At 65.2% G+C, this 17,188-nt stretch carries 17 protein-coding genes and 1 tRNA gene; 6 read left to right on the forward strand and 12 right to left on the reverse strand.

Features of this window, described 5'->3' with window-relative positions:
• Position 1: 1 nt before the first annotated feature.
• Together hisG and ABIC75_RS03465 are read right to left on the reverse strand one after the other, a co-directional pair.
• Entirely contained in the window at positions 2-895 is an 894-nt protein-coding gene (gene hisG / locus ABIC75_RS03460) for an ATP phosphoribosyltransferase (RefSeq protein WP_354012454.1), read from the reverse strand.
• On the reverse strand, positions 892-1,227 hold the full coding sequence (locus tag ABIC75_RS03465; protein ID WP_354012455.1) for a YerC/YecD family TrpR-related protein: 336 nt from the start codon (positions 1,225-1,227) through the stop codon (positions 892-894). The genes hisG and ABIC75_RS03465 overlap by 4 nt, the downstream gene beginning before the upstream one ends.
• A 170-nt stretch (positions 1,228-1,397) precedes the next feature.
• Between ABIC75_RS03465 and ABIC75_RS03470 the strand changes: the two genes are divergently transcribed.
• The 4 genes from ABIC75_RS03470 (at position 1,398) to ABIC75_RS03485 (ending at position 4,544) form a co-directional block, all read left to right on the forward strand.
• Positions 1,398-1,829, forward strand: a complete 432-nt coding sequence (locus ABIC75_RS03470) for a hypothetical protein (RefSeq protein WP_354012456.1) — start codon at positions 1,398-1,400, stop codon at positions 1,827-1,829.
• A 76-nt stretch (positions 1,830-1,905) separates the two neighbouring features.
• Positions 1,906-2,364, forward strand: coding sequence for a MarR family winged helix-turn-helix transcriptional regulator (locus ABIC75_RS03475; protein WP_354012457.1), 459 nt, complete (start codon positions 1,906-1,908; stop codon positions 2,362-2,364).
• Positions 2,361-3,908, forward strand: a complete 1,548-nt coding sequence (locus ABIC75_RS03480) for an MDR family MFS transporter (RefSeq protein WP_354012458.1) — start codon at positions 2,361-2,363, stop codon at positions 3,906-3,908. The genes ABIC75_RS03475 and ABIC75_RS03480 overlap by 4 nt, the downstream gene beginning before the upstream one ends.
• Positions 3,909-3,965: 57 nt before the next feature.
• The gene (locus ABIC75_RS03485) at positions 3,966-4,544 is read left to right on the forward strand and encodes a DUF998 domain-containing protein (protein ID WP_354012459.1); all 579 of its coding nucleotides are present in this window, start codon (positions 3,966-3,968) and stop codon (positions 4,542-4,544) included.
• 45 nt (positions 4,545-4,589) lie between these two features.
• Here the strand turns inward: ABIC75_RS03485 and ABIC75_RS03490 are convergent, their stop codons facing one another.
• Positions 4,590-6,482: an HAL/PAL/TAL family ammonia-lyase gene (locus tag ABIC75_RS03490; RefSeq protein WP_354012460.1), complete on the reverse strand. Its 1,893-nt coding sequence runs from the start codon at positions 6,480-6,482 to the stop codon at positions 4,590-4,592.
• A gap of 97 nt (positions 6,483-6,579) precedes the next feature.
• Entirely contained in the window at positions 6,580-7,965 is a 1,386-nt protein-coding gene (gene hisS / locus ABIC75_RS03495; RefSeq protein ID WP_354012461.1) for a histidine--tRNA ligase, read from the reverse strand.
• A 200-nt stretch (positions 7,966-8,165) separates the two neighbouring features.
• On the opposite strand from hisS, the gene ABIC75_RS03500 reads away from it, so the two are divergent.
• Positions 8,166-8,242, forward strand: a tRNA-Pro gene (locus tag ABIC75_RS03500).
• Positions 8,243-8,348: 106 nt separating this feature from the next.
• Positions 8,349-10,418, forward strand: a complete 2,070-nt coding sequence (locus ABIC75_RS03505; RefSeq protein WP_354012462.1) for an acyltransferase family protein — start codon at positions 8,349-8,351, stop codon at positions 10,416-10,418.
• A 30-nt stretch (positions 10,419-10,448) separates the two neighbouring features.
• Here the strand turns inward: ABIC75_RS03505 and ABIC75_RS03510 are convergent, their stop codons facing one another.
• The 8 genes from ABIC75_RS03510 to ABIC75_RS03545 form a co-directional block, all read right to left on the reverse strand.
• Positions 10,449-11,261 (reverse strand): ferritin-like domain-containing protein, encoded by an 813-nt coding sequence (locus ABIC75_RS03510; protein ID WP_354012463.1) that lies wholly within the window; start codon positions 11,259-11,261, stop codon positions 10,449-10,451.
• A 73-nt stretch (positions 11,262-11,334) separates the two neighbouring features.
• Complete coding sequence (purF, locus tag ABIC75_RS03515) at positions 11,335-12,810, reverse strand: amidophosphoribosyltransferase (RefSeq protein WP_354012464.1); 1,476 nt, start codon at positions 12,808-12,810, stop codon at positions 11,335-11,337.
• A 16-nt stretch (positions 12,811-12,826) separates the two neighbouring features.
• Positions 12,827-13,432, reverse strand: coding sequence for a CvpA family protein (locus tag ABIC75_RS03520; protein ID WP_354012465.1), 606 nt, complete (start codon positions 13,430-13,432; stop codon positions 12,827-12,829).
• 41 nt (positions 13,433-13,473) lie between these two features.
• Positions 13,474-14,526 carry an SPOR domain-containing protein gene (locus tag ABIC75_RS03525; RefSeq protein ID WP_354012466.1) on the reverse strand — a complete coding sequence of 351 codons (1,053 nt, stop codon included), beginning with the start codon at positions 14,524-14,526 and terminating at the stop codon, positions 13,474-13,476.
• A gap of 62 nt (positions 14,527-14,588) precedes the next feature.
• On the reverse strand, positions 14,589-15,881 hold the full coding sequence (folC, locus tag ABIC75_RS03530; RefSeq protein WP_354012467.1) for a bifunctional tetrahydrofolate synthase/dihydrofolate synthase: 1,293 nt from the start codon (positions 15,879-15,881) through the stop codon (positions 14,589-14,591).
• 11 nt (positions 15,882-15,892) lie between these two features.
• Complete coding sequence (locus ABIC75_RS03535) at positions 15,893-16,489, reverse strand: GNAT family N-acetyltransferase (RefSeq protein ID WP_354012468.1); 597 nt, start codon at positions 16,487-16,489, stop codon at positions 15,893-15,895.
• Between the two features lie 3 nt (positions 16,490-16,492).
• A complete protein-coding gene (locus ABIC75_RS03540; RefSeq protein WP_354012469.1) occupies positions 16,493-16,900 on the reverse strand; it encodes a ketosteroid isomerase-related protein in 408 nt (135 codons plus the stop codon).
• A gap of 87 nt (positions 16,901-16,987) precedes the next feature.
• Entirely contained in the window at positions 16,988-17,146 is a 159-nt protein-coding gene (locus ABIC75_RS03545; protein WP_354012470.1) for a hypothetical protein, read from the reverse strand.
• Positions 17,147-17,188 lie beyond the last annotated feature (42 nt).

The raw sequence follows: 17,188 nt of genomic DNA on the forward strand, positions 1-17,188 counted from the left end.
ATCACGCAAGCATCTTCTCGACCGGCAGCACGAACATCTCGCGCGCTCCGGCTTTCTTGATCTCTTCCAGCTGGCGCCAGCTGACTTCGCCCGCGCACAGCGCCTGCAACATCAGCTGGTCAGGCTGGCCAGCCACGGGCAGCAACGTGGGTTGCGGGCCGCCGGGCAGCAGACGGATGACCGCATCGAGCGCACCACGCGAGGTCTGCAGCAACAGCAGCCGCGACTCGCGCACCTGGATGACACCGTCCAGGCGCTTGAGCAACAGATCGATCATGTCGCCGCGTTCGTCCGTGGGCAGCACCTGCGGACCGGCCAGCACGGCTTCGCTTTCCAGCAGCACGTCCGCTTCGCGCAACTGGTTGGCGACCAGCGTGCCGCCGCTTTGCACCAGATCGCAGATGGCGTCGGCCGTGCCCAGGCGCGGCGCAATCTCCACCGATCCCGCCAGCGTGACCACGCTGGCGTCGACACCGCGTTCGCGCAGCCATTCACCAAGCAGGCCCGGATACGAGGTGGCGATGCGTTGACCCTGCAGTTGCGATGCGTCGCGGTAATCGAGCTCCTGCGGCACGGCCACCGACAGGCGGCAACGGCCGAAACCCAGCGGACGCCACTCGGCCAGCGCGGGACCATCAAGGCCGCCGGTGAGGCGGTACTCGCTGAGCACGTTGCGACCGACGATACCTAGGTCGCAGACGCCCTGCGAGATCAGGCCGGGAATGTCGTCGTCGCGCACCAGCAGCAGGTCCACGGGCTCGCCTTCGCCGAAACAGAACAGCTTGTCGCGGCTTTGGCGGAACGTGAGTCCGCAGCGATTGAGCAACTCCAGGGCGGGCTCGGTGAGCCGGCCGGATTTCTGCATCGCGATACGCAGTCGGTCGCGCGGTTTCATGCCTTTGCCTTTTTAGTGGCCGCACGACGACGCGCAGCGCGGGCGGCTGCGGCGAGATAGCCGCCACTGCCCTGATTGAGATAGCGCGCCACGCGCCCGATGGTGGTGATGCTCACGGCGGTGCGTTCGTGGATCTCGCGATACGACACCCCGTCGAGCAGGTAAGGCACCACCCGCCAGCGGTCCACCATCACTTCCAGCTCGGCGGGCGTGCACAGGTCGTGCAGGAACGCCGACATCTCCTCGGCGTTCTTCAGCGAGAGCAAGGCCTCGCACAAGCTCAGCTCGGCGGACTCGGCAGGCGTCTCGGGATCGATCGATCGGCGCTTCATAATGTACTAATGCGTTAATACAGTGGATCGCATCATACGCAAGCAAGGCGCCGGCGGCAACCGGGGACTGAAGGCTCCATCGTTGCCCGCTCTGCCCTTTGGTGTATTCGCCGCGAAGCAATTTCTTGCGAACATGCATGTCTTACGTGAGCAGGAGCACAGCAAGCTTGATGGACTCGTTCGAGGCGACGTTGGACGCAGACCGCCTGCCTGCGATTTCGCTGGTCACACGCCGATTGCAACGGTTGATCGACCAGGGCTTCCTGGAAGCCGCGCCAGGCGCCCTGGCCTGGGAACTGGTCACCCATGCGTGGGCGCTGCGCCCAGCCCTGTTCGATGGTCGCGAAGGCCCAAGGCCACACCCACTGGCCGTGGCGGCCATCGCCCTGGCCGAGGCCGTTCGGCTGGAATCATTCCGCGGCGACGCCCCTCTGCAGGCCATCTATGTCCTGGCCCTTTCCACCCTGCTCGACGGCATCGCCCGCGAAGGCGAGTTGCTTCGCCTGCAGGAAGTCGACCGGCACCTGCTGGACGCCGCCCGGGCTGTCCGGCTGGGCCATCTCCATGGCGACCGGCTCGACCCGTTGCGCAAACCCAGCTGAGCGTCGTGCTCGCCAACCCGGATCAACCGGGTTAAATTAGATAGGTAGCCTACCTATCTAATGACCCAGCCCGAAGATGATTCCCACCCCGTCTGCCGACAGCGACGCACGAGAACTGGCCGAACAGCTGCGGTCGGCGCTGCGGCGCCTCTATCGCCAGCTGCGCCGGCACGCGGTCGATCAGGACATGTCGCCGCTGCACTTGCCGCTGCTGGTCAACATCGTCGAAAACCCGGGCATCGGCGTGGGCGAACTGGCACAGCTGGAAAACCTGCGCAGCCCCACCATGACCGGGCACATCAACAGCATGGTGGCGGCCGGCCTGGTGAAACGCACCGAACCCGCCAAAGGCGATCGGCGACGCGTCGGACTCGTGGCCACGCCGCATGGTCGCGCACTCATCGACGCCAAGCGCAAGCGCCGCACCGATCAACTGGTCCAAGCGCTGCTGCAACTTTCGCCTTCATCGCGCGCCGCCCTGTGGGCCGCGGTTCCCGCCTTGAACGACATCGAACTCAACGACATCGACGCATGAGCACCCCCAGCGCCACCCTCACTGCCGCCGCGCAGGCGAACCATCTGCCCACCGAACACGAAATCCGCCGCGTCTTCGCCGGGCTGGTGATCGTGCTCGCACTCGGCGCCATCGATCAGAGCATCGTCGCCACCGCCCTTCCCCGTATCGTGAGCGACCTGGGCGGCATCACCCACTTATCGTGGGTGGTGACGTCGTACGTGCTGGCTTCCACCGCCACCATGCCGCTGTACGGCAAGCTGAGCGACCAGTACGGCCGCAAGCCGGTGCTCTACTTCGCCATCTTCACCTTCCTGCTGGGCTCGGTGCTGTGTGGCGCCGCGCGCAACCTGTTCGAGCTGATCGTGTTCCGCGCCATCCAGGGCATCGGCGCGGGCGGGCTGTTGCCGTTGGCGCAGATCATCATCGGCGACATGGTGCCGCCCACGCAGCGCGGCAAGCGGCAAGGCGTGGTGGCCGGTATCTTCGCGCTATGCAGCGTGGTGGGCCCGGTGCTTGGCGGCGTCATTACGGATCTCCTGTCCTGGCACTGGATCTTCTTCGTCAACCTGCCGGTGGGCGCTGTCGCATTCGTGATCATCAGCCGCACGCTGCGGCAATACACGCCACTGCACACGCGGCGCATCGACTATCTCGGCTCGCTGCTGATGACCACCTGCACGATTGCCTTGTTGCTGGTGCTGACGCTCGGCGGCGGCGAATGGCCATGGATGTCGATGCCCATCGTGGCACTGAGCGCATTCGCCCTCGTCACCGGCGTGATGTTCGTGCGGCACGTGAAACACGAACCCGGCCCCGTACTGCCGCTCGACCTGTTCCACAACCGCCTGTTCGTGGTTGCGAGCATCGTCATGGCGCTGACCTTCATGGGCTTGATGGGCGCAAGCCTGTTCTTCCCGCTGTTCTTCCAGCTGGTGATGGGTGTGAGCCCCGCTCGCTCCGGCGTGCTGACGGGCCCGATGATGATGGGCATCGCGCTGTCCGCGCTGTTCAACGGACGCGTGCTGATGCGCGCCGGACGCTACAAGCCCACCGTGGTGGCAGGCCTTGCGGTGGCCACGATGTCCTTCGGCGTGCTCGCATGGAGTGCGGCCACGTCGCAGAGCCTCTACATCATCGAGCCTTCGATCTTCGTGCTCGGTCTGGGCCTTGGCCTGGTAATGCCCAACGTGACCATTGCGGTGCAGAGCGCGCTGGCGCCGATTCATCGCGGCGTGGGCACGGCCACGCTCACGTTCTTCCGTTCACTGGGCGGATTGGTTGGCGTCGCCGGTTCCGGCGCCATCCTCGCGTGGCAGCTGCGCAGTCGTGGCGATACCGCCATGCCTTCCGTCACCATGACGCCCGAAGGCGGCGGCATGACGAACCACGCCCTGCTGCATCAGGTAACGGACGCGGCGGTGATGGTGTATCGCCACGCCATCGCCTCCACCTTCACCGTCGGCGCCTGCATCGTGGCCTGCGCGTTCGTGCTGATCCTGCTGCTGCCCGAAGTGCCGCTGAGCGATCATCACCACACCGCACCCGCTCCGGCTGCCGACTGAGAGACACGGATGATCGCCCCGCGACGAAACGGATCGCTCGCGCTGTGTGCAAGCTGGATGGCTTTCGTCGTGGTGGCGTTCGCGCTGACAGCCGGCGCGCTGCAATGGACACGAACTGATCTGGATCCGATCGCCATGCCGCTCAGCGCGTATCTACGCGGCGCCGGCGGTGCCTGGCTGCGAAGCGCCTACTACCTGATGGCCAGTGCCCTGGCCGTTCTCGCCTGGGCGAGTTTTCGCGCAACGCGCGCCGCCCTGCGCAGCGGACTGGCGAGCGCCCTGTTTGTTGTCGCCGCACTCGCGCTACCCATCGTGGCCGTCACGGTGTTGTACGAACACACGCCGAAGGAAGATCTCGCACGCCTGATCCATAGCGAAGCTGCGCAGACGACGTTCCTGTGCCTGGTGATGGGCATGTTGCTGCTCTCGTCGCGGTGGCGGCGCGATGGGCGCATGCAGTCCGGCGGCACCATCGGCGTCGTGCTGGCGTGGCTCGCCTTCGTGCAGATGTGGGTGCTCGCGCTTTGGAAAGGCCTGCCGCCCGGGCTCACGCAGAAAGCGCTGATCGCGCTGATCCTGCTGTGGCTTGCCTGGGCCACGCGGCAATTGTGGCGCGCGAGTGCTCAGCCAGATTGAGTCGCACAAGAAAAGGGCCGCATCGGCGACCCTTTCCTGCGTTCCTTATTTGGCGAAGGCTCGCTGCCGCACCAGCTCGCACACCGTGCGCACATCGCCATCCATGGCGCGGTCGCGCGCCATGAAACCGATGCGCTTGCGCAGCGCATCGTGCGCCTTGCGCACCGCCTCGCCCGCGTGGAAATCGCCCACGTTCGCCAGCGCCGCGGTCAACTGCTGCACTTCCTCGACGAACTGCGCGTAGTGCGCATGACCTTCGCGCGGCGCGTTGGACACCTTGCCAGCCAAGGTCTGCCAGTCGCCCTTCGACGCAAGGCGGCACGCGGCATTGAGCATGGCCTGGCGGAAATCCAGCGCCTGCGCAGCCGTGTACAGCTCCAGCGCCAGCACGTGGCTGAGGTCTTCCATCATCTCCAGCACATGGCGCGCCTCGTTGGCGCCCATCGACACGTGGTCTTCGGCATTCGCACTGGTCGGCACGGAATAGACGCTGGCCGGATGAGCGCGCGTGGCCAGGTCGTTCACCAGCGCGGCGGCCGTGTACTGCACGATCATGAAACCGGAATCGGTGCCGTCCTCATTGCCGGTGAGGAAGGCTGGCAAACCATCGTTGGTCGCCGGGTCCACCAGCTTGTTGAGGCGACGCTCGGAGATGGAGGCAAGCACGGGAATGGCGGCCTTCACGTAGCTCATGGCCAGCGCCAGCGGCATGCCATGGAAGTGGCCGGCCGAAATCACCTGCTCTTCGATGAACTGCGCATCTTCCGCATCCGGGAAGATCAGCGGATTGTCGGTGACCGCATTGAGCTCCACGTCGATCACGCGGCACGCCTGCGCCCATGCATCGCGCACGGCGCCGTGTACCTGCGGCATGCAACGCAGGCAGTAGGCGTCCTGCGGCTGGTGTTTCTTGCCGCCCTTGAACGGCAGGAAGCGCGCATAGAACGCTTCGCGACCATGGCGCTGATTGGCCGGCACCCAGTCCCAGCCGATGTCGAAGGTGAGTGCCTGATCGGAAGGATCGGCCCAGGCCTCGGCCGACCACTGCTTGAAGCGCGGCACCAGGTGATAAGGAATGTCGACCAGGGTGCTGCCGGCCAGCAGTTCGCGCACGTGCGCGGCGGCATCGACCTGTCCCGGATGCGGACGCAACGCGTGCACTTCCGGACGCAGCGCGCCGCTGCGTCCGGCGAAGGCATCGAGCGTCATCGCAGCAGCAAGATCGGCCAGCTCCAGCAGGTGTTCGAGTTCGTCCAGCGCCAGCGCGGCCGTGGCAAGCATCTGCGCCGTGCCGTTGTTGAGCGCCAGGCCTTCCTTGAAGGACAGGCGGATCGGCGCGAGGCCAGCGCGCTTGAGCGCTTCCGCGCCCGGCAGGCGCTCGCCCTGATAGAACGCTTCGCCGCCACCGAGCAGCACGATGGCCAGATGCGAGAGCGGCGCAAGATCACCACTGGCGCCTACCGAGCCCTTCTCCGGCACCACCGGCACGATGCCGGCGTTGAGCATCGCGGTCAGCGCCTTCAGCGTTTCCACGCGAATACCCGAGTGGCCACGCATCAGTGTGTTGATGCGGATCACCAGCATCGCGCGCACCACGTCCGGCGCAAACGGCTTGCCCACGCACACGGCATGCGTGGTGATGAGGTTGTGCTGCAGTTCTTCAAGCAGCGTGCCTTCGGGCTTGTCCGGGTTGCCACCGGGCAGCTCATCACGCAGTCGATGCGCACCCAGCAACTTGTCGGCATTGCTGCCGAAACCGGTGGTGACGCCATACGTGGGTTCGCCGCAGCTCACCTTGTCGGCGAGGAAATCGGCCGCGCGCTGCACGCGCTTGAGTTGGACCTCGTCGAGCTCCACGCGCAGTCCCTGGCGGGCCACCGCCACCAGTTGTTCGCGCGTGAGGCTGTTGCCGTCCAGGAGTATTGTCTTTGCAGTCATGCTTGGCTCCAGCCCGGACGGGCCATCTCGGATTGGGTTGTCTGTTGCAGCCGCCGCGCCTCACGGCTGCAGCGGCGGATGATCAAACGCGCAGCGCTCAGGCGCCGATGTCGGCCTGCGCCAGTTCCACGCGCAACGTCTTGATGAGATCGGCGCGCGACACTTCGAACTGGTCTTCGCGACGCAGGTCTTTCACGGTCACCACGCCCTTGGCCAGTTCGTCTTCGCCCAGCACGATCACGAAGCGGATGCCCGCGCGATCGGCGTACTTGAACTGCTTGCCGAGCTTGCCGCCATCGAGCACCACTTCGGTGGCGATGCCAGCGCCACGCAATTCGCTGGCCAACGCGAGATAGGCCGGCAACTGCGCCGGGTCCATCTGCGTCACCAGCACGTCGACCGTGCTGCGCGCCGTGCCGATCAGGCCCGCATCGCGCAGCTGCCAGTACAGGCGCGTGAGGCCAATGGAAATCCCCACGCCCGGCAGGTGCGACTTGGTGTATTGGCCGGCGAGATTCTCGTAGCGGCCGCCAGAGCAGATGGAACCGATCTGCAGATGGTCGTTGAGCGTGGTCTCGTAGACGGTGCCGGTGTAGTAGTCCAGGCCGCGCGCGATCGACAGGTTCAGCGCGTAATGCGATTCGGGCACACCGAACGCGTGGATCAGGTTCAGCACTTCCTTCAATTCCGCGCGGCCCTGCTCCATCGTTTCCGGACCGGGGCCAAGCGCGTCGAGCTTGTCCAGCGCATCCTGCAGCGAGGTGGAACGCACCTGCACGAAGTCGAGGATCTTCTGCGCCGTTGCCGCGCTCAGGCCGAACGGCTCGCCGGTGAGCGTGTCCCGCACGTAATCGGCGCCGCGCTTGTCGAGCTTGTCCACCTCGCGCAGCACCAGCGTCTGCTGTTCGCCGTCCGTCACGCCAAGGCTTTCGAAAAAGCCGCGCATCAGCTTGCGGTTGTTGAGCTGGATGGTGAACGCGCCGATGTTCAGTTCGCGGAACACGCTGTAGATCACGGCGGGCAGCTCGGCGTCGTAACGCACCGACAGGCTGTCCTTGCCGATCACGTCGATGTCGCACTGGTAGAACTCGCGGAAGCGGCCGCGCTGCGCGCGCTCGCCGCGGTACACGCGCTGCATCTGGTAGCGGCGGAACGGGAACGAGAGATCGTGCTCGTGCTCGGCCACATAGCGGGCCAGTGGCACGGTGAGATCAAAGCGCAGCGCCAGCTCGGGCACGCCGTCGTTCTTCTCGGCGTTGGCCAGCGCACCGGTGGACTGCACGAAATACACCTGGCGCTCGGTTTCACCGCCCGTCTTGGTGAGCAGCACGTCGGAGAATTCCATCACCGGCGTTTCCACCGGCAGAAAACCGAAGCGCTCATAGTTGCGGCGGATCACGTCGAGCATGCGCTGGAACGCGATCTGGTCGAGCGGCAACAGCTCGAGCACGCCGGGCATGGTACGGGCCTGGGTAAGCGCCATGAAGTCCTCTGCTTAGCGGTATGAAAAGCGTCGGCCAACGCTGGTTGGCAGCCTGTCCGACAGAGCCCTATAGGTTAGCAGAAGGCCGCCCCCAGGCCCTCCTCAAACACGCTGCGACAGGGCCCGGCAACTTTGTGAAGAAAATTTTTCGCCCAAGTGTTGCCAAGCTTTGGAGGTGTCATTAAGATACGCGGCTCCCACGGGGTGTAGCTCAGCCTGGTAGAGCGCTACGTTCGGGACGTAGAAGTCGCATGTTCGAATCATGTCACCCCGACCAAAATTCGATGAAAAAGCCGGCCTAGTACCGGCTTTTTTATTGGGCGGCCGATGGTTGGCAGCTGATGCCTCATGGCATCCACCGCCCCCGGAAGGGATACGAGCTCATGGGCTACTATCCGCGGCTCGCCACCGATATCCCGCGCATGGGCAACAAAGTTCTCTACGCACCTTACATTGATGGACTCAGGGCAATCGCCGTGCTGTCCGTCATCGCGTACCACTTGAATCCACACTGGCTTCCTGGCGGTTTTGCCGGCGTCGACGTTTTCTTCGTCATTTCCGGCTTCGTCGTGGCCGGATCCGTTGGAACCCTTGAGCGACTTGGTCTTCCGCGGTTTTTCCTCTACTTCTATTCAAGGCGGCTGACCCGCATCACCCCTGCGCTGGTGGTTTGCCTGGTGGCGACTTCAGCCGCCCTGGCCCTTTTGATACCCGAGGCGTGGCTTTCCCGTTCGAATCAGGAAACGGGCCTCTACGCCTTTTTCGGGCTGTCGAACTTCCTGCTCGCGCAGGGCACGGGGTATTTCTCGCCGGTCGCTGAATTCAATCCGTTCACGCATACCTGGTCGCTCGCCGTCGAAGAGCAGTTCTACCTGGTTTTTCCGATCCTTTTCTTCGCATGGATCTACCGGCGCAAGTTCGTCTCCACCGCGCTTTTCGCCGCTGGTGTGGTCGCCTCGTTCATCGCGGCGATCTGGCTGGCCCACGTCGACCAGACCAAGGCTTTCTATCTGACATGGGGGCGCTTCTGGGAACTGGGCGTTGGCGTCCTTCTTTTCCAGCTCATGGCGCTGCGCGGTCATTCCTTTACCCAGGCAAGCGAACCGCGCCGATGGTTCGCGCTGTCAGGGGACTTGGCAACGCTCGCCCTGCTCATGGGATTAGTCATTGCCAAATCCGAAAAAGCTCCTTTTCCGGCCTGCATATTGCCCGTCGCAGCAACGGCAGCCGTACTGGGGTTTCTTCATGGCCGGTCGGGTGGCTTTGCCGCTTTCCTGCTGACGCGCTCACCGCTTCGCTTCATAGGAAAAATTTCCTACTCGCTTTACTTGTGGCATTGGCCGGTATTTGTCCTGTTTCGATGGACGACTGGACTGCAAAGTCCTGCACAGATGCTGGCTGCGCTTGCCATCGTGGCCATCCTCTCCACCGCGTCGTATTACTGGATCGAGATACCGCCGCGACGCACGGCTCGCAGGCTTAATCAGGTCGCCGTTGTTTTCGCGGGGATCGCGCTGATCGGGATTGGCTACAAGCTCTCTGCCAAGCTCGATGCCAAACAGCACAAGATCTCGATCAGCACCGTCGCGCGCAACGCCCAGGATTGGTATCCGGCCGGAGAAGCCACCAGCCCGGCGCACCCCGGTTGCGTCGTAAAGCCGACCATGACGCCGATAGGCACCGGCTTCTCCTTGCATTACGTCAGAAGGAACTGCGAAGAGCCCGTCACCGCTCCCCGGGTTTTTGCCGTGGGTGATTCTCACGCGATCGGTTATGAGGCTCTGTACAGAAGCTATGTGATGGAGACGGGTGCCCAGGTCGTCCTCTATCAAAACGGCGGATGTCCGTTCCTGAGCCTGCAACCCGGGCGCGAGGACGACGAGAGCTGCAAGGCGAACACGCAGGCGTCACTTGCCGACCTGCTTGGAAACATTCACGCCGGCGACGTCGTGTTTCTCCCCTCGCTTCGTCTCCCCCGATTCGGCGATCAGTGGGCTCAATCCACCGACGAGGAAGTAAAGAGCAGGATTTTTGGTACGGAGGCAGTCGCCCGCAGAGAAAAGGGTGTCACCGAAGGAAAGGACGTCGTGCGCAAATTTACGGATCTGGGTGCTCGCGTCGTATTCGAGGCTCCCAAGCCGATTTTCAGGACGCCCGCCTTTCGCTGTGCGGAAACCTACAATCGCAGCAATCCCATCTGCCAGGCGGGGTCCGAGGTCGATCGCGGGGAGGCTGTGGCGTTTCGCAAGCCGGTGGTTGATGCGCTGGCCCAAATCGCGGCAAGCAACGATCACATCTCCATTTGGGACCCGTTTCCCATCCTCTGCCCTCCAGCGGCAACCTGCAGCGAGTACCGCCAAGGCAGACCACTATTCTTCGACGGCGATCACCTGAGCGGCTACGGCAGCCGGGTACTTGTGCCGTCATTCGAGGCGTTCGTGAGGGAAAAGTAGCGGCGAGGGCCTAGCTGGTCGCCGGCTCAGTCAGACTTGCATTGCGAGGTCGGTCAGACGATCCAGCTCTTCCTCATCGAAACCTGCTTCCAAACGCGCTGGCCGGTTGAAAGGCCCACGCAGGTTGCGGCCCATGTAGTCGCGCAGCAGGTCGAGGAAGGTGTCGCGGGGATTGACGCCGTCGCGCTCGCAGCAGTGACGGAACCAGCGGGTTCCCGCGGCGACGTGCGCCACTTCCTCGCGCAGGATCACTTCGAGGATGGCCACGGTGCGATCATCGCCTACCGACAGCAGGCGCTCGATCATGCCTGGCGTCACGTCCAGGCCGCGCGCTTCCAATACGCGCGGCACCAGCGCCATGCGCGCGGTGTCGTGGTGGGCGGTTTTCTCGGCCATTTCCCACAGGCCGTTGTGCGCGTCGAAATCGCCGTAGGCGTGGCCCAGCTCGGCGAGTCGTTCCGAGAGCATGGCGAAGTGGCGAGCTTCGTCGTTCGCGCAGCTGGCCCAGTCGCGGTAGTAGTCGATCGGTTTGTCGCGAAAACGGTAGACCGCATCCCAGGCGAGATTGATGGCGTTGAACTCGATATGCGCCACGGCATGCACGAGTGCGGCGCGGCCTTCGGCGGAACCCAGGCCGCGATGCGGTACTTGTCGCTGCGGCACCAGGTTCGGACGCTCGGGACGGCCAGGCGCACCGATGGGTTCGGGCGCAGGTGACGCGCTCTCGGGACGCAGTTGACCAGCCTGGAATGCCGCCCACGCCTCATGCGTGAGGCGCAGTTTTTCGGCAGGATCCGTGGCGTCGAGGCAACGCTTGGCGGCGGCGTGGAGATCGGCGGTCATGGCGCGATGATCGCGGAAAGTCCCAAGGGATGGCGGGAGCGCAAGCGATGCGCTCCCGCGTGCAAGTCGACCGTTACGCGCTGCGGCGCGCCGCCTTGGCGTCGTCCGAGCGCAGCATTTCGATCTGCTGCAGGTATTGCTTGTCGAGGCCCGTGACGTATTCGCCGGAGAAGCACGAGGTGTCGAAGTGCTTGAGCGCTTCATTGCCGTCCTGCACCGCCCATACCAGGTCCTTGAGGTCCTGGTAGATCAGCCAGTCGGCGCCGAGCACCTTCTCCACTTCCTTCTCGGAGTGGCCGGAGGCGACCAGCTCGGACGCGGCCGGCATGTCGATGCCGTACACGTTCGGGTAGCGCACCGGCGGCGCGGCGGAGGCGAAGTACACGTTGCGCGCACCGGCTTCGCGCGCCATCTGGATGATCTGGCGCGAGGTGGTGCCGCGCACGATGGAGTCGTCCACCAGCAGCACGTTCTTCTTGCGGAATTCCAGCTCCACCGGATTGAGCTTGCGGCGCACGGATTTCACGCGCTCGCCCTGCCCCGGCATGATGAAGGTGCGGCCGATGTAGCGATTCTTGACGAAGCCCTCGCGGAACGGCACGCCCAGCGCTTCGGCCAGCGCGGAAGCCGCCGTGCGCGCGGTGTCGGGAATCGGAATCACCGCATCGATGCCATGGTCCGGACGCTCGCGCAGGATCTTCTCGGCCAGCTTCTGGCCCATGCGCAGGCGCGCCTTGTACACCGACACGTTCTCGATCATCGAGTCTGGGCGGGCGAGGTACACGTATTCGAAAATGCACGGCGCATGCACCGCGCCTTCGGCGCAGTGGCGTGCAAACAGCTGACCGTCGTCGGTGATGATGACGGCTTCACCCGGGTCCAGGTCTCGCAGACGCTTGAAGCCGAGGATATCCAGTGCCACCGACTCGGACGCTACGGCGTATTCCCGGCCTTCCGGCGTCACACGCTCGCCCAGCACCAGCGGGCGGATGCCGTTGGGATCGCGGAACGCCAGCAGGCCGTAGCCCAGCACCAGCGCGATGCACGCATAGCCGCCGGCCGCGCGCTGATGCACGCCGGCCACGGCCTTGAAGATGTGATCGGGCGTGAGCGCCATGCGGTCCTGGATCTGCAGCTCGTGCGCCAGCACGTTGAGCAGCACTTCGGAATCCGAATCGGTGTTGATGTGGCGACGGTCGTCTTCGAACATCTCGCGGCGGAGCTGTTCGGTGTTCACCAGATTGCCGTTGTGCGCGAAGGCGATGCCGTAGGGCGAGTTCACGTAGAACGGCTGCGCCTCGGCGGAGCCTTCCGAACCGGCCGTGGGATAACGGCAATGGCCGATGCCGATGCGCCCGCGCAGCCCGCTCATCGAGGTCTGGTTGAACACGTCGCGCACCAGGCCGTTGCCCTTGTGCAGGCGCAGGCGCGCGCCGTCCACCGTGGCGATGCCGGCGGCGTCCTGGCCACGGTGCTGCAACACGGTCAGACCGTCATAGAGTGACGCGGCGACCTCACTGGTGCCGACGATGCCGATGATTCCGCACATGGTTGAAAGCCTGTAATTAGTAATTCGTTGCCGGGGCGACCGTGGTGGCGATCGCGGGATGGGTTTCATGCGCAGTCGCTGGCGAAGCGCCTGGCATGCCCGCCGGCAAGGCGGGTAAATGGTCCAGCAGAGGCTGCGGATTGAGGTAGTGGCGGACATTGTCCGGCACGCGCTCACCCAGCCACGCAGCCATTCCCTTGAACTGCGGCAATAACGCTGAATCGTGCCACCACGGGTCGCGCGTGAACGCGGTGAACCCGAGCAGGAACACGGCAAGCGTCACCAACAGCACGCCGCGCACGAAACCGAACACCATGCCCAGCAGGCGGTCGGTACCGGACAACCCGGTACCTTCCACCAGCTTGCTCACCAGGAAGCGCAGCAGCGCACCCAGGACCAGCACGGCGATGAAGCAAAGGCCGTAACCCACCAGTATCCGCGCCGACGGCAGCTGGATGCTGTGTTCGAAATAACCCGCCACGCTCGGCCCGAACGTCCAGGCCACCCAGAACGCGGCGATCCAGATGCCCAGGGCCAGCACCTCTGAAATGAGGCCACGCCACAGGCCGATCAAGACCGAGACGCCCAGTACGGCAAGAATGATGTAGTCGGCCCAATTCACCGGGTCACCTCACCGTCGCGGGTTCACGTTCAGGTTGAAAATCACGGGGCGGTGACGACGTTGCCGTCCACGCCAAGCTTGGTCTTGATCTGGTCGCGGATGCGCACGGCGTCGGCGCGCTGCGTTTGCGGGCCCGCGCGCACGCGCCACAGCTGCTTGCCGTTGGCATTGACCGTATCCACATAGCCGTCGAAGCCGTTCGCGCGCAGCTTGTCGCGCAGCGCATTGGCGTCGTTCTGGCTGCCCATGGCGGCCACCTGCACGGCCCAGCCGCCGGCGCGGGACGTCGTGGGCGCGGCCGCCGTATTCGCTGCCGGCTTGGCGGCAGGCGCATCGTCCTGCGATGGCGTGGAAGCGCTACCTTCCAGACGCGCAGGCGCGCCCGGGATGGTCTGGGTAATCTTTAGGCGTGCCGCTTCGGCGGCCGCGCGCGACTCGAACGGGCCGGCCGTCACCAGGGTCAGCGACTTGCCGCCCTGGTTGATGGTGCGACCCGCGGCGGGATAACCCAGGCCGCGCACGCGCTGGATCAGGCTCTGCGCGCTGGCGCTGGACGCATAGGCGCTGAGATTGAGCGAATACGAACCGTGCGCGGCGGTTGCCGGCGGCGTGGCCGGTTCCTGCTGCGCCGGAACGGCCGGCGTGTTGGTCGGCTTGGTCGCGGAGGTCGTGGCCGTCGCGCCAGCGGCTGCCTTGCCCTGCACCGGGATCACCGGCTGGGCGGCATTGGAGCCGGGGCGCGTCACCGTGGTCGGCTCGGGCTTCTGGCCGGCGGTCGGGTCGGTTTCCACATCCTTGGGACGGTTGGAGCCGATGTTCACGGTCGCCAGCTGATCGGTCGAACCCACCGGCGCGGCGGTCGCTGCCGGCGTGGGCACGGCCGGCTTGGGTGCGGGCGCGGCAGAGGTGGCCGGCGCCGCACCGGGCGTCAGGCTCATGGTCTTGGTCTGCAAGTCGCGATCCGGTGCCGGCGGGATCGCCAGGCTCACCGTTTCGTCGCCACTCGTGGTCGGCGGATTGCTGGAGATGAACATCGGCACGAACAGCACAGCCAGCGCGATGAGAACGGCAGCTCCCAGCAGACGTGTTTTCAAGACGGGCTCCAAACGGGCGGGGGTGCGAGAACGGGGGCGATTATAGCTGGCCCAGCTGCCACTCAGGCCGAATCCGCACCCGCTGATTCAGCAAGCACCGCCGCGGCGACGAAAAACGAGCCAAAAGCGAGCACGCATTCGCCGGGCCTGGCTGAAGATCGCGCCGCTTTCAACGCACTGCCGACGTCGGGATGTGCGTCGCAAACGGCCCCGGGCAACACGGAGGTGAGCTGCTCGGCGAGTGCGGCGGCCGAGAGCCCGCGCGGCGTGTCGCGCTCCAGCCCGGCCAGGTGCCAATGCGCGATGCGCGTGCCCAGCGCCTGGATCACCCCGGCCACATCCTTGTCGGACAGCGCGCCGTACACCGCGTGCACGCGAACCTCGGGGCGCGCGTCCAGCCACTCGGCCAGCGCACGCGCCGCCTGTGGGTTGTGGCCCACGTCGACCACGAGCGAAGGATCGCCACCCAGCACCTGCAATCGCGCCGCCACGCGTGCCGTGCGCACGCCGGTCGCTGCCGCCGCGGCGAGATCCTTCGTCGCCAACACGGCGTCCACACGTTGCAGTCCGTGAAGGGCGGCGATGGAGGCCGCGGCGTTGGCGTACTGAACGGGTGCGGTCAGTGCCGGATCCGGCAGCGTCAACACGGTGCCGTCGCGATGGCGCCACTGCCAGCCCGAGGATTCGCGTGCCACCGAGAAATCCGCGCCGGCCCGCTCGATCACCGCGCCGATGCGTTCCAGCGCCAGCAAAAGTCCCGAAGGCGGTTCCCGTTCGCCGACCACCGCCAGGCGCCCTGCCCGCGCGATGCCGGCCTTTTCCACGCCAATGGTGTCGCGGTCCGGCCCCAGCCAGTCCATATGGTCCAGATCGATGGTGGTGATCACAGCGATATCGGCATCGATGATGTTCACCGCATCCAGCCGGCCGCCCAGGCCCACCTCGAGCACGGCGATATCCAGCCCGGCACGCGCGAACAGATCCAGCGCAGCGAGCGTGCCGAACTCGAAATAGGTCAGCGGGATCTCGCCGCGCGCCGCCTCGATGCGCTCGAAGCTGGCCACTAGGGCATCGTCGTCCGCGTCATGGCCATCGATGCGAATCCGCTCGTTGTAGCGCAGCAGATGCGGCGAGGTGTAGCAGCCCACGCGTTGGCCTGCTGCGCTCAGCATGGCTTCCAGCATGGCAACGGTGGAACCCTTGCCATTGGTGCCACCCACGGTGATCACACGCCGCGCCGGTGCGGGCGCGGCCATGCGTTCCCACACGGCACGCACGCGATCCAGGCCCAGCTCGATGCTGCGCACATTCACGCGTTCCTGGTAGGACAGCCATTCGTCGAGAGTGCGGGTCATGGGCACAGTGTTCATGCATCCAGTGGGCGAAGCCAGAAGCGCAGGCGATGGGCAGAAGGCGCAAAGGCGTCGAGTTCGGTCCAGTCCAGCTCGCAGAACATGTCGTCCTGCCGCTGGTAGCCGCGCTTGTTCCAGAACGCGTCGTTGGGACGATAGCCGGTAGGCTGGCGCGAGTCGTTGCCGGCGCGCTCCACCGCGCAGAACGCTGTCCAGCGATAACCGTCGAGAGCGCGCGCGTGACGTTCACGCGCATCGAAGAAGCGATGGCCGATGCCCTGCCCGCGATACGCAGGCAGCAACACCGACTCGCCGAAATAGAAAACGTCACCAAGCACCATGCCACGCTCGATGAAAGGCTGCTGGATGGCAGGCGTTTCGTCGGCCAGCGGGATGCCGGTGGAACAGCCAACCACCTCATCGCCGTCCAGCGCCAGCACGAACACACTGCGACGCGAGCGTGCGTACGCTTCGAGATAACGCTGCTCGTACGCCATGTCGCCGTCGTACAGATACGGATAGTCGCGAAACACCGCGATGCGCAAACGCGCCAATGCTTCCAGATGCGGCCTTACCGCCTCGCCGACGCTGGTGAGGATGCGCACGCTCATCGCTTAGCCGCCTGACACCTGCGCGATCCAGTCCTGCAGGTTGTAGTAGTTGCTGATGCGCGCAATGCGGCCGTCGCGGATATCGAAGAACGCGCCGCCCGGCAGCACGTAGCGCTGGCCATGGGCAGGCGGCAGCCCGTCATCGTCGGCGAGATATTCGCCGTGCACCACGTACTCGGCAGCGGCATGGCTGCCATCGGCGCTCGCCATCGGCACGATGTCGCGCAGTTGCTCGCGGTAGCAGCGGTTCATGCGTTCCAGGAAGCGGCGAAACGTGTCGCGGCCCTTTTCGCGGTGCCCCTGGTTGATGTCGTGCACCACGTCGTCCGTCAGGCAATCGAGCATGGCCTCCCAGTCCCCGCGATTGAACGCGTCGTAATAGCGTGCGATCAGGGCGATGCTGGGGGACATGGCGGCATCCTGCGGGGACAAGGGGCGCACAGCTTAAAGCATGTGCCACCCGCTTGATCACGCCCCGGCCTTTGTCCCAGCGCCTTCTCAGAAGTGCACGCCGGTGGCGCGCAGCGCCCAGTACATGCCGAACGCGGTCCAGAACATTTTCTTGAGTGCCCGGCCGGCCAGCCACGCCGCGAGCAGGCCAACCAGCAGGGGCATGTGTTTTTCGAGCGTGCTGCGCGTGTCGTTGATGATGTTCATGATGAAGTCCTCCCCGCACCCCATCGGTGCGGGAGACATCAT

The organism is Dyella japonica (assembly GCF_040545895.1).
GTDB classification, from domain to species: Bacteria; Pseudomonadota; Gammaproteobacteria; order Xanthomonadales; family Rhodanobacteraceae; genus Dyella; species Dyella japonica_D.